Consider the following 14,225-nt stretch of genomic DNA (forward strand, 5'->3'; position numbering starts at 1 on the left):
CGTTTGTCCCGAGCGAAGTCGAGGGACGACTTACGACCCGCCCCCTCAGGCCCAAACCCTTACGCGTCGATCGCTTCACGATCGACCTGCGCGGCGTGGTTCTGGATGAAATTGAACCGGTGCTCGGGGTTCTTGCCCATCAGTTCGCCAACCAGTTCCTTGACCGCCGCATATTGCTCGTAGGCCGGCGGCAGCGTGACTCGCAGCAGCGAGCGGGTCGCGCGGTTCATCGTCGTCTCGCGCAGCTGGCCCGGGTTCATTTCGCCCAGCCCCTTGAAGCGGCTGACCTCGACCTTCTTGCCCTTGAGCACCGTCGCCTCGAGCTCGGCGCGGTGGGCATCGTCGCGCGCGTACCAGCTCTTGGCCCCCACCACGAGCCGGTAGAGCGGCGGCTGCGCGAGGTACAGGTGCCCTGCCTTCACGATGTCCGGCATTTCCTGGAAGAAGAAGGTCATCAGCAGCGTCGCGATATGCGCGCCGTCGACATCGGCATCGGTCATGATGATGATGCGGTCGTAGCGCAACTGGGCCGGGTCGCAATGCTTGCCGGTGCCGCAGCCCAGCGCCAGCGCGAGATCGGCAATTTCCTGATTGGCGCCGATCTTGGCGCTGTTGGCCGAGGCGACGTTCAATATCTTGCCGCGGATCGGCAGGATCGCCTGGGTCTTGCGGTCGCGGGCCTGCTTGGCCGATCCGCCCGCGCTGTCGCCCTCGACGATGAAGATCTCGGTCTCAGCGCCCTCGACCCCGGTGCCGTCATTGCTGCAATCGGTGAGCTTGCCCGGCAGGCGCAGCTTGCGCGCGCTGGTCGCGGTCTTGCGCTTGACCTCGCGCTCGGCCTTGCGCTTCAGCCGTTCGTCCATCCGCTCGAGCACCAGCCCGAGCAGCGCCTTGCCGCGCTCCATATTATCGGTGAGGAAATGATCGACATGGTCGCGGATCGCCGCCTCGACCAGTCGCGCCGCCTCGGGCGAGGTCAGCCGGTCCTTGGTCTGGCTCTGGAACTGCGGATCGCGGATAAACACCGAGAGCATCAGCTCGCTGCCGGTCATCACGTCCTCGGCCGTGAGCCCAGCCGCCTTCTTGTTGCCGATCAGTTCGCCGAAACCGCGCAGCCCTTTCAGGATCGCGGCGCGCAAGCCCGCCTCGTGCGTGCCGCCATCGGGCGTGGGGATGGTGTTGCAATAATAGCTATAGCTGCCGTCGGACCAGAGCGGCCAGGCGACCGCCCATTCGACCCGGCCCTTGCCTTCGGGAAAGTCCTGGCGACCCGCGAAGAAATCGGATGTGGCGCATTCGCGATTGCCCAGCTGCTCACGCAGGTGATCGGCCAGGCCGCCCGGGAACTGGAACACCGCCTCTTGCGGCACCTTGTCGTCGGCAAGCTCGGGATCGCATTTCCAGCGGATCTCGACCCCGGCGTAGAGATACGCCTTCGACCGGGCGAGCGCGAACAGCCGCGCGGGCTTGAACTTCGCACCGGCGCCAAAAATCTCCTCATCGGGCACGAAGCTGATCGTCGTGCCGCGCCGGTTGGGCGCCGCGCCGACTTTTTCGAGCGGACCCAGCGGTGCACCGCGCGAGAAGCGCTGCGCATAAAGCTCCTTGTTGCGCGCGACCTCGACCAGCAATTCGGTCGACAGCGCATTGACGACCGAGACGCCGACACCGTGCAGGCCGCCGCTGGTCGCATAGGCCTTGTTCGAAAACTTGCCGCCCGAATGCAGCGTGGTGAGGATCACCTCGAGCGCGGACTTTCCGGGATATTTGGGATGCGGATCGACCGGAATGCCGCGGCCATTGTCGCTGATCGTCAGGTGATTGCCCGCGCGCAGCGTCACTTCGATCCGCGAGGCATGGCCAGCGACCGCCTCGTCCATGCTGTTGTCGAGCACTTCGGCGGCCAGATGATGCAGCGCGCGCTCGTCGGTGCCGCCGATATACATGCCGGGCCGGCGGCGCACGGGCTCGAGCCCCTCGAGCACCTCGATCGCCGAGGCATCATAGCTTTCGGCAGCGGCAGCGGACTTGGCGAAAAGATCGTCGGACATGCGCCAGCTATACGGCGGAAATGCCCCGACGGGCAAGCGGCCCGCCGGGTTTATCCGCCAGAATGTTCAGGCTTTGATCGCCTCAACGCACCCGCGGGCCGCCGAACGGCATCGGCGGAGGCGGACGGCGCGTGCCGCGCGGCAGCTGCGCCTGATAGGCGCGGCCGCAATGCTCGACGCAATAGGGGAAACCGGGATTGACCGGTTCGCCGCAGAAATGGAAATCGGGCTCGCCTGGATGCCCCATCGGCCAGCGGCAGATGCGGTCGGTCAGGTCGAGCAGGCTGGTCTTGTCGGCGATTTCCGGGCTGGGGCGCGCAGGCACCAGGCGGCGCGGCGGCGCGGGCGGGATCGGCGCCTGCTGGTCGCCGGGACCCTGGCGCAGAAAGCCTCCGGGGCCGACCGAAACGATGCGCGGCTGCGGCTTGGCTTCGGGCGCGGCGGTAACTTCGCCGGCATCGTCGATATCATCCTCGTCCTCATCGACCACCGGCGCGGCTTCCACCGGACGCGGGGCAGGGGTCGGCGCGGGAGCAGGAGCAGGCGCGGCGCGCACCGGCTTGGCGGTGGCTGCGGCGGGCGCATCGGTCTTGAACGGCGGCTCATCTGCCGGGGCTTCGGCCTCGACCTTTTTCGCAGGCTTGGGCGCGGCCTCCTTCTTCGGCGCGGGCTTGGGCTTGGCTTCGCCCGGCTTGACCGGCGAGGGGCGCGACTTCAGGCCCAGGCGGTGTGCCTTGCCGATGACGGCGTTGCGGCTGACCCCGCCCAGCTCTTCTGCGATCTGGCTGGCGGTGAGGCCTTTCTCCCACATGGTTTTGAGCTGATCGATGCGCTCGTCGGTCCATGACATGAAAAGCAATTCCTTCTTGACCTATTGGGGCTTGCCCGGTCTGGTGACCGCCGATAGGCGCATCCACCATGAACGATCAAGCACCAAATCCCCCCGCTGGCGTGGCCCAGACCGGCACAAGACCGGAAGTTCGATCGCCGAGCCCCTTTGCGGAACCCGGTACCGTGAGGATCAGCGCGATAAACTGGGGAGGACTGAAAGCTCTCTATATGAAAGAGGTGCGTCGGTTCTTCAAGGTGCAGTTGCAGACCATCTGGGCGCCGGCGATCACCACGATGCTCTATCTGGTGATCTTCACCGTCGCATTGGGGCGTAGCGGGCGCATGGTGCTCGACGTGCCGTTCGGCGATTTCCTCGCCCCCGGCCTCATCGTGATGGCGATGATGCAGAACAGCTTCGCCAATTCGAGCTTCTCGCTGCTCGTCGGCAAGATCCAGGGCACGATCATCGACTATCTCATGCCCCCGCTGTCCGAGCTCGAGGTGCTGGTGTCGCTGGTGATCGCTGCGGTCACCCGGGCGTTCCTGGTCGGAGGCGCGGTCTGGCTGGCGATGCTGCTCTGGCCGGACATCCACGTGATGCCGCAGCATCTCTGGGCGATCCTGTGGTTCGGGCTGATGGGCGCGGTGATGCTGGCATTCATGGGCGTGCTCACCTCGATCTGGGCCGAGAAGTTCGACCATGCCGCCGCGATCACCAATTTCGTGGTTGCCCCGCTCGCGCTGCTTTCGGGAACCTTCTATTCGGTCGACGCGATGGCCCCCACGTTCCGCGCACTGAGCCATGCCAACCCGTTCTTCTACGTGATCTCGGGTTTCCGCTACGGCTTCATCAGCAGCACCGATTCGCCGCTGCTGGCAGGATCGCTGCTGCTGCTCGCCATCAACGCCGCGCTCGGCATCGGCTGCTATGCGCTGCTCAGGTCGGGATGGAAGCTGCGCTCCTGACCGGCGGGCAGGCCGAGGCCAGCCCACGCAGGATCAGTGCATCGTGCGCAGGCGATAGCGCCCGCCGCTGAACGGACCGAAAAGCTGCGGCACCGCAGGATGGTCTACAGGGCCGTTGCTGTCGTCCTTCACCAGATTCTGCTGGCTGACATAGGCGATATAGCTGTTCTCGGCATTTTCCGCGAACAGGTGATAGAAGGGCTGGTCCTTGGCGGGACGCAGTTCCTCGGGAATCGATTCATACCAGTCCTCGCTGTTCGCGAACACCGGATCGATATCGAAGACCACGCCGCGAAAATCGAAAATGCGGTGCCGCACGACATCGCCGATCGCATAGCGCGCTTTCGCCACGCGCGGCATCACCACCGCACCGGAACCGGCGCTGCCATCGGGTGCATCGTCTTGGCCGAAACGGAAAGGATGGTTGCTCATAGGCTTAATCTAAGGTGTTGCGGCGCAGCATACAAGCTTTCCGGCGCGCACAGGCCGGATTCCCCCTTGGCAAGCCGCTTGCCTTGCGCTAATGGCCCGCCTTCTCGCGGATCGACCACGCATTTTCATGCCCCGCGAGAACCGATTGGATCGCCGGAACGCCCGTTTCGGCCCGCCCGGACGGAGAGGTGGCAGAGTGGTCGAATGTACCGCACTCGAAATGCGGCGTGGGTGCAAGCTCACCGTGGGTTCGAATCCCACCCTCTCCGCCAGCGTCGTCCTCGATCTTTTGGCCGTATGGCCGTCAATCCCGTGCAGTCATGACCTTGGGCAAGGAAACCCGATGCATCTCAATGCGTAAGCTTTGCTGTGCCGTGGTGGCGCAGGAGGGATTATGGCGGGCGAGGCTTTTTCGGTTCGGTCATCGCGCGGACACTGGTTATCGGCGGGTGCAGCACGACTGGGCCTGGGCCAGGGCATGACCATGCGCGAGTTTCTGCGCTCGCCGTCGGGCGTGGGTTCGGCGTTTCCCGCATCGGCGGCGCTGGTCAGGGCCGCGCTCGATCCCGTAGACTTTTCGGCTGCGCATCTGGTGGTCGAGTTCGGCCCGGGCGAAGGGCCCTTCACGCGCGAGCTCTTGCGCCGCATGCCGGCTGGCAGCACGCTGCTGACGATCGATACCAGTCACCGGTTCACCCGCTATCTGCAGGAAAGCCTGCCCGATCCGCGCTTGCATGCTGTCACCGGATCGGCAGCGTCGCTGGGCGCGATCCTGCGGCGGCTGGGCCTTGGCCCGGTCGATCGCATCGTCACCGGCATTCCCTTTTCCACAATGGCACCAGAACTCGGTGCGCGCATCGTCGATTCGAGCGCGGACGCGTTAGGTGAGCAGGGCCAGATCATCGCCTATCAGATGCGCGATGCGGTCGCGCCCTTGCTGGCCGCGCGCTTTGCCGAGGTCCGCACCGCGCGCATATGGCGCAACATGCCGCCTTGCAGAATCTACTGGGCGAGCGGTAGGTCTGGCTGACACACAAGCGGCGGTTCACGCCGCCGCAGCTTTCGGGTTTGGCCGGGGCCGGGGGCATGCGCTGGAAGCATGCCGCCGGCCCCGGACTGTGCCGACCCCCCTGAGGCCGGTTCGCTTCGGCCCCCGACCGAAGCATCCCGCCACCTGCAGCCTCCCCCGAAGCTGTCCCCCAGGCGACCGGGATCAAACTGGACGACTTCAGAACAACGCGTCGTCGAACCACGCGTCGTCGTCATCTGCAGGGCCGCCATGGCTGGCGGCTGAGTGCGGCTTGTCCGCAATCAGCCGCGGCATGCCGGGCAGCAAAAAGGCATCGTGCACCACCCGCTCGCTCGCCATGGTATAGCTGCGCGCCATGCGGTCCATCACCATCCGAACGACCTGATCGTCGCGTCCCTCGAGCGATAGCGGATCATCGCGACCCAGCTCGATCGTCAGCAGCGCCTCGATCCTCTCGAGCGCATCACCCAGATCGAGGCTCTCCTCGAGCTCGTCGGTGGTCGAACGCAGCGCCCCGAGCAGCCCACTGGCCATTGTTTCGGACACCGCCATCGCCTGCTCGGTGCGCTGGGCGCCCTCGCGAATGGCGTTGAGCGAGCTCGCCAGCCCGTCGCCGTCCTGCCCGACTTGTGCATCCGCATGCTGGCGCATGCGCAACGAGATTGCGCCCAGCCCGGTGGACTCGGCCGTGATCTGCTTGATCGTCTGGTCGAGCGCATCGGAACTCGCGCGAATCTCGTTGGCGATCACCGCGACCGGGCGACCGATCGCCTCCACCCGGCGGCATTTCAGGCCGATATTGATCGCCATCTGCTGCACCTCGATCCGCAGGATGCGCATCGCGGCGGCGCGGCCCGACAGGTCGTCGACGGTATCGACGATGATGCGCAGCGTCTCGGCGGCCTGGGCATCGGCAAGCTGCAGCTGCGCGATCATCGCGCTGGCTTCTGCAATGCCGGCTTCCAGGCTGCGCAGGAACACCTGGCCGTCCTCGCTGCCGCCACCCTTGCTCAGCGCGATCAGCCGGTCGGCCTCGGGCACCATGCTGCGCAGGGAGCGGACCAGGGCCTGGGTTTCGGTGCGGAACTCCTGCGCAGAGGAGGTGAGCTGCGCGAGCAGCAGCCGCAGCAGATGATCGCGGGTCGCCGCCTCGTCCTCGGCGGAAAGCCCCGCCGTCGCGAGCGTCGCCTGCATGTCGGCATAGCCTTCGAGCACATGCTCGAGCCGCTGGCGGGCAATGTCGCCGACCTGAATCGCGCCCAGCACGTTGGCGACGCTGCCCTGGATCGAGCGGGCGAGCACGGCATTCTTGTCGGCAAGCTCCGCCAGCATCGCCTGGTGCTTGCGCAGGGCCGCAGCATCGGCCTCCAGCCGATCAGGCACGTGCGGCACGACGCGCTGGCATTCGCTTGCGAGCAGCCGGTCGTTATGCTCCATGCTGCGCAGGCTGGCAGCAAGCCCATCGAGCTTGGTCTGAAGCGCGCCGACCTCTTTCTCGCCCGCCGACAGCTGGCCCGACATCGTGTTGGCAAAATCGACGAAGGTTTCGGCGCCCGATGCGGCGATCTTCACGTTGAGACCGAAAATATGGAGCACGTGCAGCGACTTCTGCACATCGGCAATGTGCGCGGACAACCGCCGCGAGGCCTGCTGGATCTCGCCCATGTCCTGCGCGCGGCCCTGCATCTGGTCGCCCACACTCGACAGGCGCCGCGCCGCGGTGGTGAGATTGCTGACCGCAGCCGCGCCGTCGCCCGACTGGAAGGTCGAGGTGGCCTCGCGCAGGGCGCTGACGATGCCGTCGATCGATTCCACCGCCTGGGCCAGCGTCTTGCCCACGGTCACGAAGCGCGCGTCGATACCTTGCGTGATCTGGCTGAGCAGCACGCTGATTGTCGCCTTCCCGGCGGGGCTGGCGTCGCTTGCGCTGATCCTGGCATGGAGCATTACGGGTCTGGTCCTTGTTCAGCGGGCGGTGGCGTGAAGCAGTTCGCGGGCGATCGCGCCCAGGGGTATGACCTTGTCGGCTGCGCCCCGCGCGATCGCTTCCTTGGGCATGCCGAAGACGATGCAGCTTGCCTCGTCCTGGGCGAAGGTGCGCGCACCGCACTGCTTCATCTCGAGAAGGCCGCGCGCGCCGTCATCGCCCATGCCGGTCATGATGATGCCGACCGCGTTCGATCCTGCATTGCGCGCAGCAGAGCGGAACAGCACGTCGACCGAGGGGCGGTGGCGCGAAACCAGCGGCCCTTCGCGCACGCTGACGAGGTAGCGCGCGCCCTGGCGTTCGAGCAGCATGTGCTTGCCGCCTGGCGCGATCAGCACATGGCCGCGCATCACGGTGTCGCCGTCCTGCGCTTCCTTGACGCTGACATTGCACAGCCCGTCGAGCCGCTTGGCGAAGGCGCGGGTGAAATTCTCGGGCATGTGCTGGACGATAACGATGCCCGGCGAGTTGGCGGGCAGGGCCATCAGCACCTCGCGCAGCGCTTCGGTACCGCCGGTCGACGCGCCGATGCAGACGACCATTTCGGTGGTCTTGCTCATCGCGCGGCCCGAAGGCGGCATCAGCATGGCATCGGCGGTCAGCTTCGCCTCGACTTTGCGCGGCGAAGGGGCCGGCTTGCGTCCCGTCACCCGGGCCCTGGCCGCGCCCTTGACCGTCTCGCGGATCATCATCCGCGATTCCGCCAGATGGTCGGCCACACCCATGCGCGGTTTCAGGATCACGTCGACGGCTCCCGCCTCCAGCGCCTGCATCAGCGTTTCGGACCCCTGTTCGGTCAGCGACGAGCACATGACGACGGGGACGGGGCATTGCTCCATGATCTTGCGCAGGAAGGTGATGCCGTCCATCCGCGGCATCTCGACATCGAGCGTGATGACGTCGGGAACCTCGTCCTTGATGTAGCGCGCGGCGGCAAACGGATCGGACGCTGCGGCGATCACCTCGATATCGGGATCCTCCTGCAGCACAGAGGTCAGCGTCTGGCGCACGCTGGCGCTGTCGTCGATGATGAGCACGCGGATCTTGGGACGGACCATGATCGCTTACACCTTCTGGAAGACCGTGTTGCAGACGGACTTGAGCTGTCCGCTGAACCCGGCGATCGATTCGGAATGCCCGAGGAGCAGATAGCCACCCGGACGAAGTTGTTCGCACAAACGGGTTACCACTTTGTGCTGAGTGGGTTTGTCGAAATAGATCAGTACGTTACGGCAAAGGATGATGTCGACCGGCGCGCCGATCGGATAGTGGTCGTTCATCAGGTTGAGACGGCCGAAGCTGACCTTCTTGCGCAGCGCAGCAGCAATGCGAACGTCCCGACGGGAGGGGTCTTTCGGCTCCATGACATAACGGCGGCGCAGTGCGGGCGGCACTGGTGTCACCATTTCTGCGGGATAGATGCCCCTGATGCCGGTCTGCAGCATCTCGGTGTCGAGGTCGGTGGCCAGGATTTCGTAATCGGGGCCATCCTTGGTGCGCGCATAGTCGTCGAGCACCATCGCCAGCGTATAGGCTTCCGCCCCGTTGGAGCTCGCCGCGCTCCAGCAGCGCAGCATGCGCTGGCCGCGCTTCTGGTAGTCGGGCAGGATGTCCGAGACCAGAAAGTCGAAATGGTTGCGCTCGCGGAAGAAGTCGGTCTTGTTGGTCGTCACCGCGTTGAGGAAATCGTCCATGTCCGCCTGCGAGACGTCGCCGCTCAGGATATAGGCACAATAATCGGCGATGCTGGCAAAGCCGTTGTCGCGCACGCGCCGCCGCAGGCGACCCTCGAGCATCGTCGTCTTGGACGGCGGCATGCGGATACCGGTGGCGCTGTAGATAAGCGCGGACAGCGCCCGAAAATGCTGCGGGCTGATGCCGTCCGTGACCGGCATGGCAAGTCTGGCGGTGGCTGCAGCCATGATCAGTTTCCTCCTTTGGCAGGCAGATCGCGATGGAACATTTGCGGAGCCGTTTCCTGGGTCATAGCGTGACGTAGATGTTGATATTGGCGGTGTGATCGGTGCGATCGTCGCCATCGCGGAACACATGCTGGTTGAGATAGCCGGGCACGATCTCGGCATTCCTGGCGAGCGGGATCGAGACGCCGACGAAATTGCGCCACAGCGACAAGCCGCCGCGCTGGACACTGGTCCGGTTGAGGTCGACAAAGGGCTCCGTGTAGGCAACCAGCTTGTTGTTCGCCGAAATCGGCGCGCGCAGCTGGACAAATTGGCGCATCCGCCAGCTCGTGCCGTCGCGGTCCTCGAACGTGCGCTGTTCCAGCCTGGACCGGGAATCGAGCGTGAGACCGTTTTCGGTCGTCAGCAGCCGGACATTCAACTCCTGATAATAGCGATGCTCGTCGAGCAGCGCCGGGCCGACCGGATCGGTGCGGACATAGGCATAGCCGAGCCCGACATTGACATTCTTGCTGATCCGGTAGCCGGCCAGTGATCGCAGCAGCAGCTGGCCCAGACGCTGGGCATCATTGGTGAACCGCTCCTGGGCCTCGAGCCGGACATAGACCTTCTTGTCGAGGTTGATCGTGGCGAACTGTCCTGCCCAGGCATTGGTGTCCTCGGCCGCCAGGGCGGCGGCCGGGCCCATGAGCGCCGGGGCCAGGGCAAGGAGAGCCAGGCGGCGCAGCATCGAGTTTGCCCTAACCATAGCACGGCAACCGCCAGGCCGGCGTTCCGGCCCATAGCGGGCCTGCGGTTCGGGGGCGAGCGGGCGATCCAGCATCAGGCAACCTTCGCCATCGGATGCAGCTGCTGCACATCCTGCGCGGTGAAGATGCTGGCGACATCGATGATCACGATGAACCCGCCCTCGTTGCGGACCACGCCCGTGATGTAATCCGAATTCCAGCGGACGCCGATATCGGGCGCATTCTCGATCCGCGCGGTCTCGATCGTGGCCACCGACAAGACCTTGTCGATGACCACGCCCAGCGACAGCATGCGGTCTGCCAGCGGGATATCGAGAATCAGGATGCGGGTCGACAGTGTCGGCTCGGCTGCGGGCAGGCCCAGGCGGACGCGCAGGTCCACCGTGGGCACGCCCTGACCGCGCACATCGGTCAGACCCAGAAAATAGTCGGGTCCGTTGGGCACCTGGAAGGGCGGCTTGTGGTCCAGGATCTCCCGGACCAGGCCCACCGGGACGGCGAAGACCTCTTCGCCGATCCCGAATTCGACCACCTGGATTTCGTGCTGATTGTTCATGCGGCTTCTCCAAAATGCGCGTCGTCGGAATCGACCCCGCCGCGCTCCAGATCGAGCGCGAAGCCCTGCACGCGCTCCTGCTGATGCGCGACCGAATTCGGCTTGTGCGCGGGCTTGGAAGATCTTGCGGGCTTGGCAACGCGCGTGACCGGGCGAGCGGCTGGGCGATGCGCCACGGCGCTGCGGCCATTGCCGGCATCCACCCGGAAGAACGCGATGGTTTGCTGCAGTTCCTCGGCCTGGCTTGCCAGCTCCTCGGACGTGGAGCTGATCTGCTCGGAGGCGCTGGCATTCTGCTGCGTCACCTTGTCGAGCTGCTGGATCGCCTCGTTGATCTGTGCGGTGCCGATGTCCTGTTCGCGGCAGGCGGCGCTGATCTCGGACACCAGCTCGGCGGTGCGGCGGATATCCGGGACCAACTTTCCAAGCATTTCGCCGGCTTCTGCGGCCGCCTTGACGGTCTCCGACGAGACCTGGCTGATCTCTGCGGCAGCGCCCTGGCTGCGTTCGGCGAGCTTGCGCACTTCGGAGGCGACGACCGCAAAACCGCGGCCATGCTCGCCGGCACGCGCGGCTTCCACCGCAGCGTTCAGCGCGAGCAGGTCGGTCTGACGCGCGATTTCCTGGACGATGCCGATCTTGTCGGCGATCATCTGCATCGCGCCCACGGCCCTGTTCACCGCCTGACCGCTGACATCGGCATCCTGGGCCGACTGGCGCGCGATCTTTTCGGTCTGCGCGGCATTATCGGCGTTCTGCTTGATGTTCGCAGCCATCTCTTCCATCGAGGCCGAAGCCTGTTCGGCAGCGGCGGCCTGTTCGGTCGCGCCCTGCGACACCTGCTCGGAGCTCGACGACAGTTCCTGACTGCCGGCGGCCACGTTGCCCACGGCCGAAACCGTGTCGCCCACGACGCCACGCAGGCGCTCGATCATCAGATTGACGCTGGTCAGAAGGTCGGCAATTTCGTCATTGGTAGTGATTTCGGCAAATTTCGTCAGATCGCCCTCGGCAACCTGGCGCATTGCGACATCGGCACGAGCCAGCCCGCGCGAGATGTTGAGCGACAGCCAGGTGGCTGCGCCCAGGGTGATGAGAACGGCGATGACGCCAAGCGTCAGCATCAGGTTGCGGGCATCCGCGTAGAACTGGTCGGACGAGGCTACGGCGGCGGCCAGCTGCTTTTCGTTGAAATCGATCAGCTTCTCGGCGGTCTTGCTCATCTTGCTTGCCTGTTCGCGGCCCAGACCCATGGTCAGCGCGGCAGCGGCGGTGCGATCACTGTCGCTGAGTGCGACGACACGGTCGGAAGTGGCAGCGAGGTCTTCCCACTGTTCTGCGAGCTGGGTCCACATTGGCCTGGCCTTTTCGGAGGCCTTGTCGAGTGCGAGGTTCAGCGTTTCCTCGACCTTCTTCTTGTTGGCGGCATGGCCGGCCTTGAGGTCGCGGCGCTTGGTTTCGTTATCCTGCATCACGAGGTTCTTTTCCATGCGGATCACCATGGAAATGCCGCCGTCGATGGCGCGTGCGCGGCCGAGCTGGGCAGTCGGCCCCTCGATCACCGTGTTGAACGTGGTGTTGAGGTCGCCGAGCCGCATCACCCCGATGGCTATCACGCCGACAAGGATCAGCAGGAGCACCGCAAAGGCGGATGCCAGTTTGAGTTTTATGGTTGCACGCATGGGTTCAGTCTCGCTTCAGTCGCAGTGGAAGTGAGCAGTAACTCGCCGCCAGAGGTTGTTGAGGATGGGTGATGGCTTGCCGGTCCCGGCAGTGTCCGGAACCGGCATTGCATCAGGCGGCCTCTCCAAAATGGGCGTCGTCTTCGTCTGCGACGCCTCGTGTCAAATCGAGTGCAAAGCCCTGGACCCGCTCCTGCTGGTGCGCCACGCTATGGGGCTTCGGCTTGGGTGCGGCGGGCTTGGCGGGTTTCGCGGTACGCTTGGGCTGAGCGGTGGCCGGACGGCGGACGCTCTGCACGGCGCGGCCATTGCCGGCATCCACCCGGAAGAATGCGATCGTCTGCTGCAGTTCTTCGGCCTGGCTTGCCAGTTCCTCGGACGTGGAGCTGATCTGCTCGGACGCGCTGGCATTCTGCTGCGTCACCTTGTCGAGCTGCTGGATCGCCTCGTTGATCTGCGCGGTGCCGATGTCCTGCTCGCGGCAGGCGGCGCTGATCTCCGAGACCAGCTCGGCGGTGCGGCGGATATCCGGGACCAGTCGGCCCAGCATTTCGCCCGCCTCGGCGGCAGCCTTTACCGTGTCCGACGAGACCTGGCTGATCTCGGCCGCGGCACCCTGGCTGCGCTCGGCAAGCTTGCGCACTTCGGATGCGACGACGGCAAAGCCGCGGCCATGCTCGCCGGCACGTGCCGCCTCGACTGCAGCGTTGAGTGCCAGCAGGTCGGTCTGACGGGCGATCTCCTGGACGATGCCGATCTTCTCGGCGATCATCTGCATCGCGCCCACCGCCTTGTTGACGGCCTCGCCGCTGCTCTCGGCATCCCTGGACGACTGGCGCGCGATCTTCTCGGTCTGCGCGGCATTGTCGGCGTTCTGCTTGATGTTCGCAGCCATCTCTTCCATCGAGGCAGAGGCCTGTTCGGCGGCAGCGGCCTGCTCGGTCGCGCCCTGCGAGACCTGTTCGGAGCTCGAGGACAGTTCCTGGCTGCCGGCGGCCACGTTGCCGATCGCGGCGGTGGTGTCGGCGACGACGATGCGCAGCCGCTCGACCATCGCGATCAGCGCATGGCCCAGCTTGTCCTCATCGGACAGCGCGGTGTGCTGCACGGTCAGGTCGCCATGCGCGATGGTTTCGGCGAGCGCCGCGGTCTGGCGCAGATTGGCGGTCATGCGGTTGACGGTATCGACCAGGTCCTTGATCTCGTCGTTGGTGGTAACCACGACATCCTTGTCGAGATCGCCGATGGCAACGGCATCGATGGCCGTGCTGACATTCTTCAGGCCGCGCGAGATGGTCAGCGAGATCCAGATGGCGGCGGCAATGCTCGCGATCATGGCGACAACCAGCAGCCCGATGAACAGGTTGCGCGCGTCCGCATAGGCTGCATCACCCTCGGCGCTGGCCTTTTCGCCGCCCTCCACGTTCAGCTTGACGAGCTTGAGCAGATCGTTGGAGAAGTCGTCGAACAGCGTGACGCTGCTGATCAGCATTGCGGTGGCTTCGGCATTCTGATTGTTGCGCGACAGCGCAAGGAAACGTTCGCTAGCCCGCTGATATTTCGCGAACTTCTCTTCGAAGCTCTCGTAGATCTCGCGCTCGCTATCGGACGAGATCAGCTTTTCGTAGCGGCTGCTCTGCGTTTCGATTTGCTTGGCGATAGCGTCGATATCGCCCTCGACCTTGCGCATTTCCTCTGGGTCGGTCGAGACGACGTGGCGATACTGCTTGATCCGCAGGTCAGAGGTTGCGGTGTTGAGCCGGTGGATGGCATCGATGCTGGGCATCCAGTTTTTCGCCAGATCGGTCGACTTGTCGTTGATGGTCGACATGTTGGTGATGCCGAAAACACCGAGAATGCCGGTGATCAGCAGCAGGAAGGCGAAGGCGCCCGCCAGTTTTGCCTTGATGGTTGCACGCATGGGTTCAGTCTCACTTCGGTCGAATGGGGTGGGCGCGCGGGGACGCTCGCCACCTGGGGTGGTCAATGGGTGTCAAAAATTCGGATGGGGTCTTGCGT

The 14,225-nt window shown here is 65.0% G+C and carries 12 protein-coding genes and 1 tRNA gene; 3 read left to right on the forward strand and 10 right to left on the reverse strand.

The annotated features are described in order from the left end of the window. Positions 1-59: 59 nt before the first annotated feature. Together parE and OPU69_RS05715 are read right to left on the reverse strand one after the other, a co-directional pair. Complete coding sequence (gene parE / locus OPU69_RS05710) at positions 60-2,051, reverse strand: DNA topoisomerase IV subunit B (RefSeq protein ID WP_498509699.1); 1,992 nt, start codon at positions 2,049-2,051, stop codon at positions 60-62. Between the two features lie 82 nt (positions 2,052-2,133). Beyond that, entirely contained in the window at positions 2,134-2,901 is a 768-nt protein-coding gene (locus OPU69_RS05715) for a GcrA family cell cycle regulator (RefSeq protein WP_498509701.1), read from the reverse strand. Positions 2,902-2,969: 68 nt separating this feature from the next. Here OPU69_RS05715 and OPU69_RS05720 point away from each other — a divergent pair, with 68 nt between their 5' ends. Beyond that, positions 2,970-3,848, forward strand: coding sequence for an ABC transporter permease (locus tag OPU69_RS05720; protein WP_498509703.1), 879 nt, complete (start codon positions 2,970-2,972; stop codon positions 3,846-3,848). Between the two features lie 33 nt (positions 3,849-3,881). On the opposite strand, the gene hspQ is transcribed toward OPU69_RS05720, so the two are convergent. Further along, on the reverse strand, positions 3,882-4,208 hold the full coding sequence (gene hspQ / locus OPU69_RS05725) for a heat shock protein HspQ (protein ID WP_060979383.1): 327 nt from the start codon (positions 4,206-4,208) through the stop codon (positions 3,882-3,884). Positions 4,209-4,462: 254 nt separating this feature from the next. Between hspQ and OPU69_RS05730 the strand changes: the two genes are divergently transcribed. Both OPU69_RS05730 and OPU69_RS05735 read left to right on the forward strand, forming a co-directional pair. After that, positions 4,463-4,552: transfer RNA gene (locus OPU69_RS05730), tRNA-Ser, on the forward strand. A 212-nt stretch (positions 4,553-4,764) separates the two neighbouring features. Then, on the forward strand, positions 4,765-5,310 hold the full coding sequence (locus tag OPU69_RS05735; RefSeq protein WP_498509705.1) for a class I SAM-dependent methyltransferase: 546 nt from the start codon (positions 4,765-4,767) through the stop codon (positions 5,308-5,310). A 198-nt stretch (positions 5,311-5,508) separates the two neighbouring features. Here the strand turns inward: OPU69_RS05735 and OPU69_RS05740 are convergent, their stop codons facing one another. The 7 genes from OPU69_RS05740 to OPU69_RS05770 form a co-directional block, all read right to left on the reverse strand. Next, positions 5,509-7,257, reverse strand: a complete 1,749-nt coding sequence (locus OPU69_RS05740) for a coiled-coil domain-containing protein (RefSeq protein ID WP_498509707.1) — start codon at positions 7,255-7,257, stop codon at positions 5,509-5,511. Between the two features lie 18 nt (positions 7,258-7,275). Further along, positions 7,276-8,355, reverse strand: coding sequence for a protein-glutamate methylesterase/protein-glutamine glutaminase (locus OPU69_RS05745; RefSeq protein WP_060979378.1), 1,080 nt, complete (start codon positions 8,353-8,355; stop codon positions 7,276-7,278). Positions 8,356-8,361: 6 nt separating this feature from the next. Next, the gene (locus tag OPU69_RS05750) at positions 8,362-9,219 is read right to left on the reverse strand and encodes a CheR family methyltransferase (RefSeq protein ID WP_060979377.1); all 858 of its coding nucleotides are present in this window, start codon (positions 9,217-9,219) and stop codon (positions 8,362-8,364) included. Between the two features lie 61 nt (positions 9,220-9,280). Next, positions 9,281-9,949: a DUF2490 domain-containing protein gene (locus OPU69_RS05755; protein WP_498509709.1), complete on the reverse strand. Its 669-nt coding sequence runs from the start codon at positions 9,947-9,949 to the stop codon at positions 9,281-9,283. A 92-nt stretch (positions 9,950-10,041) separates the two neighbouring features. Beyond that, a complete protein-coding gene (locus tag OPU69_RS05760) occupies positions 10,042-10,524 on the reverse strand; it encodes a chemotaxis protein CheW (RefSeq protein ID WP_060979375.1) in 483 nt (160 codons plus the stop codon). Beyond that, entirely contained in the window at positions 10,521-12,206 is a 1,686-nt protein-coding gene (locus OPU69_RS05765; RefSeq protein WP_060979374.1) for a methyl-accepting chemotaxis protein, read from the reverse strand. Before OPU69_RS05765 ends, OPU69_RS05760 begins: the two co-directional genes overlap by 4 nt. A 112-nt stretch (positions 12,207-12,318) precedes the next feature. Continuing rightward, positions 12,319-14,127 (reverse strand): methyl-accepting chemotaxis protein, encoded by a 1,809-nt coding sequence (locus tag OPU69_RS05770; protein ID WP_066045502.1) that lies wholly within the window; start codon positions 14,125-14,127, stop codon positions 12,319-12,321. Positions 14,128-14,225 lie beyond the last annotated feature (98 nt).

This window comes from Blastomonas sp. 34TW, from assembly GCF_059803595.1.